18 protein-coding genes and 1 pseudogene are annotated in these 14679 nt (G+C 63.7%); 11 read left to right on the top strand and 8 right to left on the bottom strand.

Annotation, left to right across the window (positions count from 1 at the left end; all coding sequences use genetic code 11):
- Positions 1–74 precede the first annotated feature (74 nt).
- Positions 75–257, top strand: coding sequence for a hypothetical protein (locus NKJ64_RS14160; protein ID WP_023672089.1), 183 nt, complete (start codon positions 75–77; stop codon positions 255–257).
- Between the two features lie 136 nt (positions 258–393).
- Here the strand turns inward: NKJ64_RS14160 and NKJ64_RS14155 are convergent, their stop codons facing one another.
- A complete protein-coding gene (locus NKJ64_RS14155) occupies positions 394–681 on the bottom strand; it encodes a GIY-YIG nuclease family protein (protein WP_023710330.1) in 288 nt (95 codons plus the stop codon).
- Positions 682–964: 283 nt separating this feature from the next.
- Here NKJ64_RS14155 and NKJ64_RS14150 point away from each other — a divergent pair, with 283 nt between their 5' ends.
- The 4 genes from NKJ64_RS14150 to NKJ64_RS14135 all read left to right on the top strand — a co-directional run bounded on the left by NKJ64_RS14150 (position 965) and on the right by NKJ64_RS14135 (position 4741).
- Positions 965–1918 (top strand): sulfonate ABC transporter substrate-binding protein, encoded by a 954-nt coding sequence (locus NKJ64_RS14150; protein ID WP_352462799.1) that lies wholly within the window; start codon positions 965–967, stop codon positions 1916–1918.
- Between the two features lie 69 nt (positions 1919–1987).
- On the top strand, positions 1988–3157 hold the full coding sequence (gene ssuD / locus NKJ64_RS14145; protein ID WP_352462798.1) for an FMNH2-dependent alkanesulfonate monooxygenase: 1170 nt from the start codon (positions 1988–1990) through the stop codon (positions 3155–3157).
- The gene (locus tag NKJ64_RS14140) at positions 3154–3930 is read left to right on the top strand and encodes an ABC transporter permease subunit (protein ID WP_352462797.1); all 777 of its coding nucleotides are present in this window, start codon (positions 3154–3156) and stop codon (positions 3928–3930) included. The genes ssuD and NKJ64_RS14140 overlap by 4 nt, the downstream gene beginning before the upstream one ends.
- A gap of 7 nt (positions 3931–3937) precedes the next feature.
- On the top strand, positions 3938–4741 hold the full coding sequence (locus tag NKJ64_RS14135) for an ATP-binding cassette domain-containing protein (protein ID WP_352462796.1): 804 nt from the start codon (positions 3938–3940) through the stop codon (positions 4739–4741).
- A 321-nt stretch (positions 4742–5062) separates the two neighbouring features.
- On the opposite strand, the gene NKJ64_RS14130 is transcribed toward NKJ64_RS14135, so the two are convergent.
- Positions 5063–5248, bottom strand: a complete 186-nt coding sequence (locus NKJ64_RS14130; protein WP_023672095.1) for a hypothetical protein — start codon at positions 5246–5248, stop codon at positions 5063–5065.
- A 310-nt stretch (positions 5249–5558) separates the two neighbouring features.
- On the opposite strand from NKJ64_RS14130, the gene NKJ64_RS14125 reads away from it, so the two are divergent.
- The 4 genes from NKJ64_RS14125 (at position 5559) to NKJ64_RS14110 (ending at position 8801) form a co-directional block, all read left to right on the top strand.
- Positions 5559–5918, top strand: a complete 360-nt coding sequence (locus tag NKJ64_RS14125; protein ID WP_023672096.1) for a septal ring lytic transglycosylase RlpA family protein — start codon at positions 5559–5561, stop codon at positions 5916–5918.
- 252 nt (positions 5919–6170) lie between these two features.
- Entirely contained in the window at positions 6171–7448 is a 1278-nt protein-coding gene (locus NKJ64_RS14120; RefSeq protein ID WP_023672097.1) for a polyhydroxyalkanoate depolymerase, read from the top strand.
- A 192-nt stretch (positions 7449–7640) separates the two neighbouring features.
- Entirely contained in the window at positions 7641–8258 is a 618-nt protein-coding gene (locus NKJ64_RS14115; RefSeq protein WP_023672098.1) for a transglutaminase-like cysteine peptidase, read from the top strand.
- A 336-nt stretch (positions 8259–8594) separates the two neighbouring features.
- Positions 8595–8801: a hypothetical protein gene (locus NKJ64_RS14110; protein WP_023672099.1), complete on the top strand. Its 207-nt coding sequence runs from the start codon at positions 8595–8597 to the stop codon at positions 8799–8801.
- A gap of 95 nt (positions 8802–8896) precedes the next feature.
- On the opposite strand, the gene NKJ64_RS14105 is transcribed toward NKJ64_RS14110, so the two are convergent.
- The 4 genes and pseudogenes from NKJ64_RS14105 to NKJ64_RS14090 all read right to left on the bottom strand — a co-directional run bounded on the left by NKJ64_RS14105 (position 8897) and on the right by NKJ64_RS14090 (position 11661).
- A complete protein-coding gene (locus tag NKJ64_RS14105; protein WP_023672100.1) occupies positions 8897–9265 on the bottom strand; it encodes a helix-turn-helix domain-containing protein in 369 nt (122 codons plus the stop codon).
- On the bottom strand, positions 9265–9783 hold the full coding sequence (locus NKJ64_RS14100) for a Smr/MutS family protein (protein ID WP_023672101.1): 519 nt from the start codon (positions 9781–9783) through the stop codon (positions 9265–9267). Before NKJ64_RS14100 ends, NKJ64_RS14105 begins: the two co-directional genes overlap by 1 nt.
- The gene (gene mltA, locus NKJ64_RS14095; protein WP_023829878.1) at positions 9780–10877 is read right to left on the bottom strand and encodes a murein transglycosylase A; all 1098 of its coding nucleotides are present in this window, start codon (positions 10875–10877) and stop codon (positions 9780–9782) included. Before mltA ends, NKJ64_RS14100 begins: the two co-directional genes overlap by 4 nt.
- 79 nt (positions 10878–10956) lie before the next feature.
- A pseudogene (locus NKJ64_RS14090) lies at positions 10957–11661 on the bottom strand (Tim44/TimA family putative adaptor protein).
- Between the two features lie 196 nt (positions 11662–11857).
- On the opposite strand from NKJ64_RS14090, the gene NKJ64_RS14085 reads away from it, so the two are divergent.
- Positions 11858–12358: an FxsA family protein gene (locus NKJ64_RS14085; protein ID WP_023687591.1), complete on the top strand. Its 501-nt coding sequence runs from the start codon at positions 11858–11860 to the stop codon at positions 12356–12358.
- 139 nt (positions 12359–12497) lie between these two features.
- On the top strand, positions 12498–12998 hold the full coding sequence (gene secB / locus NKJ64_RS14080; protein ID WP_023672105.1) for a protein-export chaperone SecB: 501 nt from the start codon (positions 12498–12500) through the stop codon (positions 12996–12998).
- A gap of 242 nt (positions 12999–13240) precedes the next feature.
- Here secB and dnaQ read toward each other — a convergent pair whose 3' ends face one another.
- Together dnaQ and coaE are read right to left on the bottom strand one after the other, a co-directional pair.
- Positions 13241–13945: a DNA polymerase III subunit epsilon gene (dnaQ, locus tag NKJ64_RS14075; protein WP_023672106.1), complete on the bottom strand. Its 705-nt coding sequence runs from the start codon at positions 13943–13945 to the stop codon at positions 13241–13243.
- 125 nt (positions 13946–14070) lie between these two features.
- Positions 14071–14655: a dephospho-CoA kinase gene (coaE, locus tag NKJ64_RS14070; RefSeq protein ID WP_023687592.1), complete on the bottom strand. Its 585-nt coding sequence runs from the start codon at positions 14653–14655 to the stop codon at positions 14071–14073.
- Between the last annotated feature and the right edge of the window lie 24 nt (positions 14656–14679).

Genomic DNA, 14679 nt, shown 5'->3' with positions numbered 1-14679 from the left:
TTTCTGCCGGTTTGACCGGCTGCTTCCCTTCGCAGCACGGCGACCGCCGACCCCGGAACAGAAGGAGTGATGTCATGACCCAGTCCACCGCGGTGCTGTTCGCCCATCTCGGCAACTGGCTGCTCGCCTGGCGGGAGAACTCGTCGTCACAGCCGCAACCGAAATCGCCGGCCCCGGTGCAACTCGACGCCGAACGCGACCGCCTGCCGCCACGCGACGAGGGATTTTACTGGGCCTGGCAGTATTGGTCGCAGTGAGGTGATGGTGATTAGCGCCAGCCTTCGCGATTTCGTCATCCTAGGGCGAAGCAAGGAGCGAAGCGACGCGGCGCAGACCCTAGGATCCATGCCGAGACGCTGATGCTACGCTCCAGGGCAGCAACAAACCGGGCGCCTACCACCCGGTTCCGCGAAACAGCTCAAACCACTCCGGATTGGCCTTCTCTATCAGTTCGATCTTCCACTGTCTCGGCCATCGCTTCAGCGACTTCTCGCGTTGAATGGCATCGGTGATGTCGAAGAATTCCTCATACCAGACCAGCCGTTGAACACCGTAGCGGCTGGTGAAGCCTGCGCCCTGGCCGGATTTGTGTTCAGGCATGCGGCGGGCGAGATCGTTGGTGACGCCGATGTAGATCGTGCCGCGTTTTTGGCTTGCAGTCATGTAGACGTAGCCGGTCATGGTTTCAGGGTATCGAGCCTCGGTTCGCGCACAAGCGACATTCTGATCCGTTTCACTCTACGCCAAACGTCACGGCATGGATCCTAGGGTCTGCGCCGCGTCGCTTCGCTCCTTGCTTCGCCCTAGGATGACGAGCGCTGGGTTCTGAAGAAAATATTTCCACGTCAAGCAGCCAACTCGCAAAATCGTTTCTCTACTAAATTTATAGACCTACCTAGCCTTGTCTCTCATCCACGGCAGGCAGCCCTTCCCGGCGCCGGTTCGCAGCGAAGGAAGAGGGATCATGTTCAGCCTGACCAGACGCATCTTCGGCATCGGCCTGTTGGCGGCGGGCATTTCCGCCTCGCTCAGTGCCTCGGGGCAGGAGTTGAAGCAGCTCAACATCGGCTATCAGAAGACCGGCCTGCCGGTCATCGCCCGGCAGCAGCAGGTGATCGAGAAGGCGCTGAGCGACAAGGGTGTCGCGGTGAAATGGGTCGAATTCACCGCCGGCCCGCCGCTGGTCGAGGCGCTCAATGTCGGCGCCATCGATGTCGGCTGGACCGGCGACGCGCCGCCAATCTTCGGCCAGTCGGCCGGCGCCAACATCGTCTATGCGGCGGCACTGCCGGCCAATGGCGACGGCGAAGCGATCTTCGTCAAGCCGGCATCGCCGATCCAGTCGCTCGCCGACCTCAAGGGAAAGCGCATCGGCGTCGGCAAAGGCACCAGCGCGCACAATCTGCTGGTCGCGGCACTCGAAAAAGCAAACATCCCCTTCGACCAGATCACCCCGGTCTATCTCAGCCCGGCCGATGCCGCGGCGGCTTTCGCCAGCGACCAGATCGATGCCTGGGCGGTCTGGGATCCGTTCTACGCCATCGCCGAGACACGCTACCAGCCGCGCGTGCTGGCGCGCTCCAGCGAGGTGCTGAAGGTGAACACCTATTTCCTCGCCAACAAGGATTTCGCCAAGGCGCATCCGGAGACGATCGCCACGACGATATCGGCGCTCGGCGTGGCGGCGAAATGGGCGGACGCGAACCGCGACAAGGTTGCCGCGGCGCTGCATGAGGTGACCGGCGTGCCGCTCGATGCACAGACGATCGCGGCCAACCGCACCAAATTCGGCATCTTCCCGATCACCGACGAGATCATCGCCGGCCAGCAGGCGACAGCCGATCGCTTCTACAAGCTCAAGCTGATCCCGAACGCGGTGCGCATCTCCGACGCCGTGTGGACCGCACCGGGCAATTGAACTTTCACGTGTGGCGCCGGGCGGAAAACGCCCGGCGCCTTTGCCGTTTCAAGCTTCAGGGATTTCGCCATGACCGCTTCATCAAGCCCGCAAGCCGGCCCGCTCGATTTCTTCTGGTTCATCCCGACGCATGGCGACGGCTCCTATCTCGGCTCCGAACAGCTGCAGCGGCCGCCGGAGTTCGCTTACTTCAAGGAGATCGCACAGGCCGTCGACCGGCTCGGCTTTCCCGGCGTGCTTTTGCCGACCGGGCAGAATTGCGAGGATTCCTGGATCACCGCTTCCGGACTAGCGGCGCTGACCGAAAAGCTCAAATTCCTGGTGGCGCTGCGGCCCGGCGTGACGCTGCCGACCTTCGCGGCGCGCCAGACCGCGGCGCTCGACCGGCTGAGCAATGGCCGCCTGCTGCTCAATGTCGTGGTCGGCGGCAACCCGACCGAGCTTGCCGGCGATGGCGTGTTCCTGCCGCATGACGAGCGCTATGCCCAGGCGCAGGAGTTCCTGACCATCTGGCGCGCGCTGGTGTCGGGCCAAAGCGTCAATTTCAACGGCAAATATTACCGCGTCGACAATGGCCGCCTTGATCTTCTGCCGCAACAGGAGCGGCCGCCGCTCTATTTCGGCGGCTCGTCCGATGCCGGCCAGGAGCTCGCCGCCGATCTCGTCGACATGTACCTGACCTGGGGCGAGCCGCCGGCGCAGGTGGCGGAAAAACTCAGCGCGGCGCGCAACAAGGCTGAACGGCGCGGCCGCAAACTGCGTTTCGGCATCAGGCTGCATTTCATCGTGCGCGAGACCGAGGAAGAGGCCTGGCGCGCCGCCGACCGGCTGATCAGCCACGTCACCGATGCCCAGATCGAAAATGCCCAGGCCCGCTTCACCAGGGAGATGGACTCTGTGGGACAGCGGCGCATGGCCGAACTGCATGGCGGCCGCCGCGACCGGCTGGTGGTGTCACCCAATCTGTGGGCCGGCGTCGGCCTGGTGCGCGGCGGCGCCGGCACCGCGCTGGTCGGCTCGCCGGAGCAGATCGTCGAGCGCATCCGCGAGTATCAGGCGATCGGCATCGACACCATCATCGGCTCTGGGTACCCGCATCTCGAGGAAGCCTACCGTGTCGCCGAGCTTCTGTTCCCGCGTCTCGGCCTGGGCACCAGGCGGGCACGGGCGCATGAGAACATCGCCAATGAATTCGCCGTCGGCTTCCACGGCGCCAACCGCCTGCAGGCCTCGTCGTGAGTTTTGCCCGGCGCGTCAAACAGAACGGCATCGGCTGGCTGCTGCCGGCGTTGGTCATAATTGGCTGGGAAGCCGCCAGCCGCGCCGGCGTGATGCCGGCCAATGTGCTGCCGGCGCCGAGCGCGGTGGCCGAGGCCTTCTGGCGGCTGACGCTATCGGGCGAGCTGATACAGAACATCGGCGTCAGCACGCTGCGCGCGCTGGCCGGCTTTGCCATCGGCGGCTCGATCGGCTTTGCACTCGGCCTTGCCAACGGGCTGTCGGCGCTCAGCCGCGGCCTGACCGACACGACGCTACAGATGATCCGCAACATCCCGCATCTGGCGCTGATCCCGCTGGTCATCCTGTGGTTCGGCATCGACGAGGAAGCAAAACTGTTCCTGGTGGCGCTCGGCGTGTTCTTCCCGATCTACGTCAACACGCTGCTCGGCATCCAGAGCGTCGACCCGCATCTGGTCGAGATGGGCCGGGTCTACGGCATGGACCGCCGCGCGTTGTTTTTTCAGGTGATCCTGCCCGGCGCGCTGCCGGCGATCTTCGTCGGCCTGCGCTATGCCTTAGGCATCATGTGGCTGACGCTGATCGTTGCCGAAACCATCTCGGCCAGTTCCGGCCTCGGCTACATGGCCATGCAGGCACGCGAATTCCTGCTGATCGATGTCGTCGTGCTGTCGATCCTGATCTATGCGCTGCTCGGCAAGCTTGCCGACAGCTTCGCCCGCCTGCTCGAGCGGCTGTCGCTCGGCTGGCATCCCGCCTTCCAGAACGCCTGAGGGTTCGATGCCAACCGCCAGCCTGACCGCCATCCGTTCCTTCGTCGCCGCGCCGGAACCGTCACGGCCGCAGGAGGCCGTCGACAGGCAGCGCGCCTTTGCCTTCAAGGGCGTGGAAAAGCGCTTTGGCGACAAGGTCGTGCTCGACGGCATCGATCTCGATGTGCCCGTCGGACAGTTTGTGGCCGTCATCGGCAAGAGCGGCTGCGGCAAGAGTACGCTGTTGCGGCTGCTGGCCGGGCTCGATCGGCCAACCGCTGGATCCCTTACATTCGGGCCGGAGGCGAAGGCCGGCGCCGGGGAAGAGAGCCGCTTCATGTTCCAGGAGCCGCGGCTGTTGCCCTGGGCCAGCGTGGTGAAAAACGTCGAGGTCGGGCTGACCGGGCTTGCCACCGGTGCGGAAGCCAGGCGGCGCGCGCTCGCCATCCTGGGTGAAGTCGGCCTCGCCGACCGCGCCGACGAATGGCCCTCGGTGCTGTCGGGCGGCCAGAAGCAGCGCGTGGCGCTGGCGCGTGCACTGATCGGACAGCCTCGGATCCTGGCGCTCGACGAGCCGCTCGGCGCGCTCGATGCGCTGACCCGCATCGAAATGCAGCAGCTTCTGGAACGTATCTGGCTGGAGCAAAAATTCACCGCCGTGCTGGTGACGCATGACGTCGCCGAGGCGGTTGCGCTCGCCGACCGGGTGGTGGTGATCGACGAGGGCCGCATCGCGCTCGATCTCGACGTGTCGGTGGCGCGGCCGCGCCGGCGTGGTTCGGTCGAGCTTGCCAGGCTGGAGGGCAGGATTCTGGATCAGCTGTTCGGGTAGAGCCTATCGCGGGCAGGGCATTCTATCCGAACCGGATAGATAGGTAACAGAATGGACCGGCAATATGGGGTGGCTGTTTTCTTGCTCGCCGGGTTGGCCCTGTTTGCGACTGCGGGTTTGACCAGCGCCTTCCCCCACTCCGTCACCGCTTCGCGGCGCCACCTCTCCCCCCTCCGGAGGGAGGGGAAGGGAGCCAGGCCGCATAAGTTCGCGCCCCTGCAAGGCTCGCGCCTTTCCTCTCCCCCGTCGATCGGGGGAGAGGTGTCGAGCGAAGCGCGACGGAGTGGGGGTCGATCTGTGGCGGTCGACTTTCGTCGCAACTCACCCCGGCGAACGGCTCGCCCATACCAGCCCGGCGAAACCGACCAGCATGGTCACGATGCCGATATAGAGCCATTGCGACTGGCCGGTCATGAAGCTGCCGCCGACCACGCCAATGCCTTGCAGCGACCACAGCGCGCCGATGGCCAGTACGATCAGAGCCAGCAGATATTTGAGCAGTCTCATCGTTGGAATCCCTTTTCAAAGTCGATGGTCAACTGCGCCATGACCGTGATGACAGAGCGAAAGGACGGCGCCCAATCGCGCTCTCTTCTACTTGTAATATAACGTCCTGCCTTGCTCACGGAATCTGTGAAACAGCTCGCAATATCGCCGGCGATACGGCCGCGCCACACGAAAGATGCCTGACAAACTGTTTCCCAGCGACTCCAAACGTGTGCCGGTGCCACGGAACTGCCCGATGCTTGCCGCATTTCCTGCCTTATTCGACACTTAACGGCTGGGGTCTGTCGAAAACGGAGCCAATCCCCCCAACATGAAGAAAACAAACCAGACCGCGCTTGTCGCGGTAACGATCGCGGCTGGCCTGATGGTCGGTGCATCCGCCTCCTCCGCCGCTGGCCAGTGCGGCCGCGCCTCCTGGTACGCACTGCATTCCAGGACCGCCAATGGCGAACGCATGAACCCGTCGGCGCTGACCGCCGCGCACCGCAGCCTGCCTTTCGGCACCAAGTTGAAAGTGACCAACCAGAATAATGGCCGCAGCGTCATCGTGCGCATCAACGACCGCGGCCCGTTCATCAAAGGGCGCGTGCTCGATCTGTCCAAGGGCGCCGCCGGCCAACTCGGCTTCATCGGCTCCGGCCATACCTCGGTGTGCATGGCGCGCGTCTAGATCTGTCCAAGTCCGGCCCGATCGGGCCGGACACATCCTGCCCCGTCGTCCAACAGCCTTGCATTTTGCAGTGCACATTGAGCCGGCTGCACCCGCCCAACGCGGTTTCTCAAGGCCTTGGACGAAAGATTGGCATATGTCACGCCACGTGACGTATTGCATCGCAGCAATATCTTGTTAACCTCCGCGCGAGACATTCAAGGCTCGGCGCTGTCCGTCGTCCCTTCGGTCACGGCAGCTGCGGAGTACCTGATGTTCTACCAGCTCTATGAAATGAACCATGCCGCCCTGCAGCCCGCGCGGCTTTATGCCGATGCAGTGCGGCTGTTCTACACCAACCCGCTCAATCCGTTTTCGCATACGCCGTGGGGCCGCTCGGTCGCCGCCACCGCCGAACTGTTCGAGCGCACGACGCGCCGCTACAGCAAGCCGCATTTCGGCCTGAGCAAGACCGTGGTCGACTGGAAAAGCGTCGAGGTCAGCGAAAAGACCGTGTGGTCGCGGCCGTTCTGCAATCTCACCCGCTTCGAGCGGTCGGTGCCCGCCGGTCGCAAGGCCGACCCCAAGCTTCTCATTGTGGCGCCGATGTCGGGCCATTATGCGACGCTGCTGCGCGGCACGGTCGAGGCGATGCTGCCCTATGCCGACGTGCACATCACCGACTGGGTCGATGCCCGCATGGTGCCGGTGACCGACGGCCATTTCGACCTCGACGATTATATCGACTACATCATCGACATGCTGCATGCGCTGGGGCCGGACACCCATGTGATGGCGGTGTGCCAGCCTTCGGTGCCGGTGCTGGCGGCGGTGGCGCTGATGGAAAAGCGCGGCGATCCCTTCGTGCCCTCGACCATGACCTTGATGGGCGGGCCGATCGACACCCGCCGCAATCCGACCGCGGTCAATCTGCTGGCCAAGGAAAAGGGCATCGACTGGTTCCGCGACAACGTCATCATGCACGCGCCCTGGCCGGTGCCGGGCTTCGGCCGCGAAGTCTATCCGGGCTTCCTGCAGCTGTCGGGCTTCATGAGCATGAACCTCGACCGCCACATCACCGCCCACAAGGACTTCTTCATGCATCTGGTCAAGCATGACGGCGACAATGCCGAGAAGCACCGCGATTTCTACGACGAATATCTGGCGGTGATGGACCTGACGGCGGAATTCTATCTGCAGACCGTCGACACGGTGTTCGTGCGCCATGCGCTGCCCAAGGGCGAGATGACGCATCGCGGCGAGGTGGTCGACACCAAGGCGATCCGCAATGTCGCGCTGTTCACGGTCGAAGGCGAGAACGACGACATTTCCGGTCTCGGCCAGACCCAGGCCGCCCACGATCTCTGCCCCAACATCCCGGCTGACCGGCATGCGCATTACATGCAGCCGGCCGTCGGCCACTACGGCGTCTTCAACGGGTCGCGATTCCGCTCGGAAATCGTGCCGCGCATCGTCGATTTCATCACCAGCTACGGCCGCCAGAACCGGGTTGCGGTGAAACCAAGGCTGGTCCGCTCCGCCAAAAGCTGAGGCTCGATCCGGCTGCAGCGTGCATTGCCCACAAAAGCGGGGCGATTTTGCGCGCCACAGGCGTTCTGTTGCACAATAGACGCTGTTGGGCGGGCGCGGGTAACCATGCCGAAGAATCTGGCTCCCCTTATAATTGACACGGAGTGTAAATCCCCTTTAACCTTTCGTTAAGAACAAGGGCGAACGGGGACAATGACTTCCTCACCGATGGCACGGACGCTGCGCTTGTGGGCGGCAGCAGGGCTGGCGATCTCTGCGTGCTGGGCAGTGCCGGCACTTGCAGGCGGCGCCATGGCGACGGGCGGCATGACCTCGCAGCCGATCGGCCACTATGATTTCTGTAAAACCCAGCCCGGCGAATGCTCGATCCGGCCGAGCAACCTCAACCCCGCCGCGATGACCGACGCCTTCATGCGCAAGCTGATCAACGTGACGTCAAGGGTCAACGCCGCCGTCAAGCCGATGAGCGACTACGACATCTATGGCAAGGACGAGGTCTGGGCCTATCCCGACAAGGGCGTCGGCGATTGCGAAGACTATGTGCTGGAAAAGCGCCGCCAGCTCTCGCGCTCTGGCGTGTCGCTGGCCGATCTCTTGATCACCGTCGTGCGCAAGCCGGACGGCGAAGGCCATGCCGTGCTGACCGTGCGCACCGACAAGGGCGACTACGTCCTCGACAATCTGACCGACAAGGTGAAGATCTGGGACGCCACCGGCTATCGCTTCCTCAAGCGGCAGGCCATCGACAACACCGGCCGCTGGGTCTCGATCCGCGGCGGCCAGCAGGTACTGGTCGGCGCGGTTCAGTAAATAAGGACGATGCATGTGAGCGCGTCGCTGCGAACAGCTTCGTCGGAAGCCCGCGGCTAATAACTTTCACGAGATAACCGCAAGTTGGCGCTGCCCCTCATTGCCCTGCCGGGCATTTCTCCCCGTATAGTGACGGGGAGAAAGATGCTGCCATCGGTGATTTCGCCAATCGTCAACGTTGCAAAATAGTCGCCGGCAGGCGGATGAGGGCAGCGCTGCCCTCGAAATCTTATCTCTCGAAACGCCTCCTCAAAAAATTTCGCTACCTGCGTGAACCAAACCGTCTCCAGCGGCGACACACAGCCGTAAACAGAAACCCAACCATGGAGACTTCAAATGACTGCTTTCCTGCGTAATGCTTTCCTCGCCGCCATCGCGGTGTCGTCCCTGGCCGGATCCGCTATGGCCGACCAGACCGGCTGCGCCAAGAACAACCAGTGGGGCAATCGCTGTTGCGATCTCACCTCGGACTGCCTGGGTGGCGGTCGCGGCGGCGATCATGACAGCACTGGCGGCCGTGGCGGCCAGGCCGGCGCGAAGTAATCTCGCTATATGCCCGCTGGCTAACGGCCGGCGGGCATCGCCTTCAGGATGAAATGCCGGCGCTATTGATGAGCATTCGTGGCCTTGGCGCCGCCCTACTTACGCCGCTCCAGTGCGGCCCGGATCGAGCCGGTGATGCGGGCAAGCTCGGCTTCGTCCAGCTTCTCGATGTTTTCGGCCAGGAGATTGGCCAACTCGGTGGCGGCAGGACTGAGGCCGGACGTATCGAGTCTCACCCGCGGATGTGAGGCCTCGGCCAGACGCGCCAGCTCTTCGGCATCGTCCCAGATGACGTTGAAATAGCCGATGATCTTCTGGATCAGCGTCCAGGTCGGCGCGCCGCGGCGGCCATGTTCCAGCGCCGACAAATAGGCGGCGCTGACTCCGATCGCCTGCGCCATGTCCTTCTGGCGCAAGCCGCGCTCGGCTCGAAGCGCCCGCAGTTTTTCGCCGAACGGCGTCATCAGCGGGTTCGCCTGAGTCGAACGTAGAGCGCGCCCGAACCGCCGTGGTTGCGGGCGGCGTGATCGTGGCTGGAGACCAGCGGCCGGAAGGCAGGCGTCGACAGCCAGGCAGGCACGGCGCGCCGCAAGACGCCGTCGCCGCCCGACGACGACCCTTTTCCCGTAATGACGAGGACATAGCGGATGCCGCCGGCATGGGCCCGGTGCAGGAACGAAAACAGCAGCGAATAGGCCTCGTCCTGGGTCATGCCATGCAGATCGACGCGGCCTTCGATCGGCAGCCGGCCCTTCTTCAGCTTGTCCAATGTCGGCTCGTCCAGCGCGTGCGATACATGCTGCGCCTTCGGCTTGGCGGCGAGGACCGGACCGACAGCGACCGGCGTCTGTGCCGGCTTGGGGTCGACGACGATGTCGGGAATCTCGACCGCGGTCCGGCCCTTCAGCGGTCGGGCGGTGCGCGCCACCAGGTTCCACAGCACCCGGTCGTCTTCGTTGAGTTTATCGGGGCGCTTGCTCATCGATTCGATTCCGAAACGAGAGCGCGTGGAACCAAGGCATAGAAATCGGCCGCATTGCGAACGACGCCGGCGATCTCGCCGGCCGCATCGCCGGAGCCGGCGAACAGATCGCCCCGCGCCGGTCCGGTGATGGCCGAGCCGGTGTCCTGCGCAATCATCAGCCGCCGGAACGGTTTTCCGTCGAAGGCGGTCAGCGACGGAGCGTCGATGTAGAAGGGGGTACCGAATGTGTGCCGCAGCCGGTCGACCGCGAGCGAACGGCCCGGCGTCAACGGCACCTTGGCGGCGGCGATAGGACCGAGTGCGGCATCGTCGACATCGGCTTCGCGAAAGAAGATGTAGGAGCGGTTCTGCCAGAGGATCTCGTCGATGCGATCCGGATGCGCCCTGAACCAGGCGCGGATAGACTGCATCGTCACTTTTTCCAGTGGGATTTCGCCGAGTTCGGCGAGAATCTTCCCCGGACCGCTGAAACGTTGGCCGGATTTGGCGGCGTAGGTGACGCGGCAAAGCCGGCCGTCGGTCATCTTCAGCCTGGCCGAACCTTGCACATGGATGAAGAAGACGTCGACCTTGTCGGCAAGCCAGGCGATTTCCAGGCCTTGGCCGGCCAGCGCGCCTCTCTCGATCTCACTGCGGTCGAAATACTCCACCAGGCCCTGCGTATCGCGGGCGAAGGCGAGATAGTCGTCCATCCCTCGAGGACGGTTGGCGTCATCGATGTCGACGAGGTCGGCCGGCCGCTCCAGTAGCGGCACCGTGAATTCATCCGTGCGCACTGGTGAGGCCTCGGCCTCGGGCTCGTAGAAGCCGGTGACCAGGCCGGGGTTTTCGGATCGAATCTGGACTGGGGCGAAATGGCGCTCGAAAAAAGCCTTGGCCGCCGACCGATTCGCCGGCGAAACGGTGCGCGCCTCGTCATAAGCGCCGGCAAACGCGTCGAACCGGACGCCCAACGAACCGGTGCGGTAGGGCTTGTTCAGGACATGAAACGCCGAACGGCGGAAGGCTTCGAAAGGGGGCAGATGGTCATCGGAATTCCAACCGGGAAGATCATCGAAGGACTTTTCCACGAAACGCGGCGAGAGCGACACCTCAGCCTCGCCACTGCCGATGTTTGCCTGCATGTCGCTATCCCAAAAAAGCTGCCCGCACCGGGCGACATGCATAGGCTCAGTCTTCTTCCTCGGTGGCGACCAGCTTCCAGTTCGGATCGCGCGAGCGTGTGTCGCGGGCGAAGGTCCAGACATCCTTGACCTCGGCCACCGTCTCGGGATCGCCATCGATGACGGCACCCGCCTTGTCGCGGGTCGCCGAAATCAGTTCGCTCACGATGCGCAGCGTGATGTGGGCCTCGCCGCCCTTCATCTCGGCCGAGACGATGTCGGCCTTGTCGATGCCGACGAAGGAGGACTGGATCTTTTCGGCTTTCGCCTCGCGGTCGCCAATCGCGGCAACGAAGCCGTCAAAAACCTCGCGCGACAACAGGTTCTTCAGCGTTTTTCGGTCGCCATCGGCATAGGCCATGAGGATCATCTAGTAGGCCATCTTGGCGCCGTCGACGAAGACTTTAGGGTCGAAGGAGGGATCATTATCCTTGATCGCGCGCAGGCCCTTGTTGAGGTCGGTGTCGGGCTTGGCGAAGGCATCGATGGCCGCGTAGGTCTCGGCAGCCGTCTCGCCCGGCATGCGCTTGCGTGGCAGCGAAACCACATTTTCGGGCTTCTGGGTCGCGTCCTTCTCGGTGCGGCTGGCCGTGTACGGATCGAAGGGCGGGCGCTCGCTGCCCGTGCGGCGGCCAAGCACGTTGCGCAGCTGGAAAAAGATCACCACCGCCGCAATCAGAAAGAAAATGGTGCCGAAGTCGAAGAATCCCATATCTTTCGCCAATCAATCCCTGACCTGGCCGGGACCGCCAGCCAATCGGGCGGCGGTCGCATGGCGTTAAACATGCAAAGCATATAGAACGCATGGCGCAATCATTCAAATCAAAGGCAGGCATACCTATCTAACGGCCTCAGTGCCAGCGGCGATTATGCGCCGCCCGGCAAACATGGAAACGATCGGTCAAGACTTGCGCATTTCCTTCCTTCCTCTGTTCCTGCTTGCGCTGCCGCTGCTGGAAATCGCCGGTTTCGTCATTGTCGGCCGCGAGGTCGGGGCGCTGGCGACGGTCGGTCTGGTGCTGGCTTCAAGCATTGCCGGCGTGCTTCTGCTCCGGCACCAGGGTTTTGGCGTCATGGCGCGGGTCCGCGCCGAGATGGCCGGCGGCGGCGACCCCAGCCGCCAGCTCGCGCATGGCGCCATGATCGTGGTCGCCGCGATCCTGTTGATCATCCCCGGCTTCATCACCGATATTGTCGGCCTGCTGCTGTTCCTGCCGCCGGTGCGCGACCTTGCCTGGCGCAGGCTCAAGGGCCGCATCGTCGTCGCGACCGATTTCACCGCCGGCGGTTTTCGCGGCAGGTCGCGTGACAAGGTCATCGACCTCGACGACCGCGACTATTCGCGCGAGGACGATTTCAAGCGCGGTCCCGACCATAACTCGCCGTGGCGCCGCCTGAAGGACGACTGAACGTCACCTTGCCAACGACTGACTATTGACCCCTTTCGGCCTGAAGGCGGCAAACCTTGTCTTGTCTTGCCGACCATGCTAGCCAACGCCCGATTTCAATTCGGTCAGCGCTGCTGTCCAGGCAAAAGGAACAAGGCTCATGGCCAGCAAAGATGACGCGCCGGTCGGCGCCGCCAACGGCAACGGCGAAACGGCGCAGCCCTCGCTCAACGTGCTTGCCCAGTATGTGAAGGACCTGTCCTTCGAAAGCCCCGGCGCGCCGAACTCGCTGCGCGGCCGCGACAAGGCCCCAGGCATTGCGATCAACGTCAATGTCAATGCCAACCCGCTCTCCGACAAGCAGTTCGACGTCAATCTGACCTTGAACGCCAAGGCGTCCTTCGACCAGGAAGTGCTGTTCAATGTCGAACTGGTCTATGGCGGCGTCTTCGCCATCGCCGGCTTCCCGCAGGAGCACATGCTGCCGATCCTGTTCATCGAATGCCCGCGGCTTTTGTTCCCGTTCGCCCGCCAGATCATCGCCGAAGCCACCCGCAATGGCGGCTTCCCGCCGTTGATGCTCGACCCGATCGATTTTGCCCAGATGTTCCAGCAGAAGCTGGCCGAGGACCAGGCGGCATCGAAGGTCAAGGTGAGCTGAAGGCAAGCGTCACGCGCATGAGTTGAAAGCCCGGCTTCGTGCCGGGCTTTTTGTATACTGAGATGCTGGCGGGACAGCACCCCCTCTGCCTTGCCAGGCATCTCCCCCTCATCGCGACCTTCGCCAACTTTAGACGTTGCAGGAATGGGCTGGAGCGGCGAAGCTGCTGATCTCCCCCCTTGAGGGGGAGATGGCCGGCAGGCCAGAGAGGGGTGTGACGGAACGCTACCTCCGCGATCCGTTCACCCCGCCGCCACCTTCAGCCACAGCGCCTTTTCACCCAGCGTCGCCACCAGCCCCGCATGCGCCGCTCGCTCGCCCTCAGTCAGGCGCGGCGGCAGGGCGATTGGCCTGGCGGCGATCGAGATGTCGATGTCGGCAACGTCGCCATTGCTGTTGAGCTGCACCACGACCGCGTCGAGGACAAGTGCGGCCTGCTTGCCGCCGATGAGTTCGATGTAGACCTCGGCCAGGAGCTCGGAATCGAGCAGCGCGCCGTGCTTGGTGCGGTGGCCGTTGTCGATGCCGTAGCGGCGGCAGAGCGCGTCGAGCGAATTGGGGCCCATCGGATGCTTGCGCCGCGCCAGCGCCAGCGTGTCGACGACGCGCCCGGTGTCTATGGCCGGCTGGCCGAGCCGCCCGAATTCCGTGTTGAGGAAGCCGATGTCGAAATTGGCGTTGTGGGCGACGAGCTTGGCGCCGTCGGTGAAGGCGAGCCATTCCTCGGCGATTTCGGCAAAGGTCGGCTTGCCGACGAGGTCGGCGGCGCTGATGCCGTGCACGGCTTGCGCCTCGACATGGACGGCGCGCCCCTGCGGATTGATGAATTTGTGGAAGGTGCGGCCGGTCGGGAAGCGGTTGACCAGCTCGACGCCGCCAAGCTCGATGATGCGGTCGTCGCGCATGTCGAGTCCGGTGGTTTCGGTATCGAAAATGATCTCACGCATAGAATCAACTCACTCCTGGAGGAGTAGAATCATGGAGCGCAACAAAATGGCAATGGGCAATGCCGACAGCCTGCCGTCAGGAGCCTTATGGGCGCGACTTATCCCCCAGGAGTTAGCAGGCGAGCTCAGCGCCCTGAGAGCTCGGCAATGATCGCGCCGACCGCGCTGCGGGCGGCGTCCATGCCTTCACCGGTGTCGATGACGAAATCGGCCTGCCGGCGTTTTTCGGCATCGGGCACCTGCTTGGCCAGGATGGCCGCCAGCTTTTCCTCGCTCATATCAGGACGCGCCAGCACGCGGGCGCGCTGGATATTGGCCGGCGCGGTGACGACGACGACCTTGTCGACACGGTTGCGGCCGCCGGTTTCGAACAGCAGCGGAATGTCGAGCACGACGAGCGGCGCGGCGGCGGCGCGGTGCCTTGCCAGAAAGGCATCGGCATCGGCCCGCACCAGCGGATGGACGATCGCCTCCAATGTCTTCAGCGCAGCAGCGTTGCCGAGCACGCGGCGCGCCAACTCGGTGCGGTCGACCGAACCGGCAATCACGGTGCCGGGAAAGGCCGCCTCGACGAGAGGTGCTGCCTTGCCGGCATAGAGGCGATGCACGGTCTCGTCGGAGTCATGCACCGGCACGCCGGCGTCGACGAACATTTTCGCCGTCGTCGACTTACCCATGCCGATCGACCCGGTGAGGCCAAGCACGATCATCATTTTGCGCCCATCATTTGCGAC

Source organism: Mesorhizobium sp. M0062, from assembly GCF_040323125.1.
Lineage (GTDB): Bacteria > Pseudomonadota > Alphaproteobacteria > Rhizobiales > Rhizobiaceae > Mesorhizobium.
Note: the sequence above shows the minus strand (reverse complement) of the source record. Positions and strands in the feature narration are given on the sequence as shown.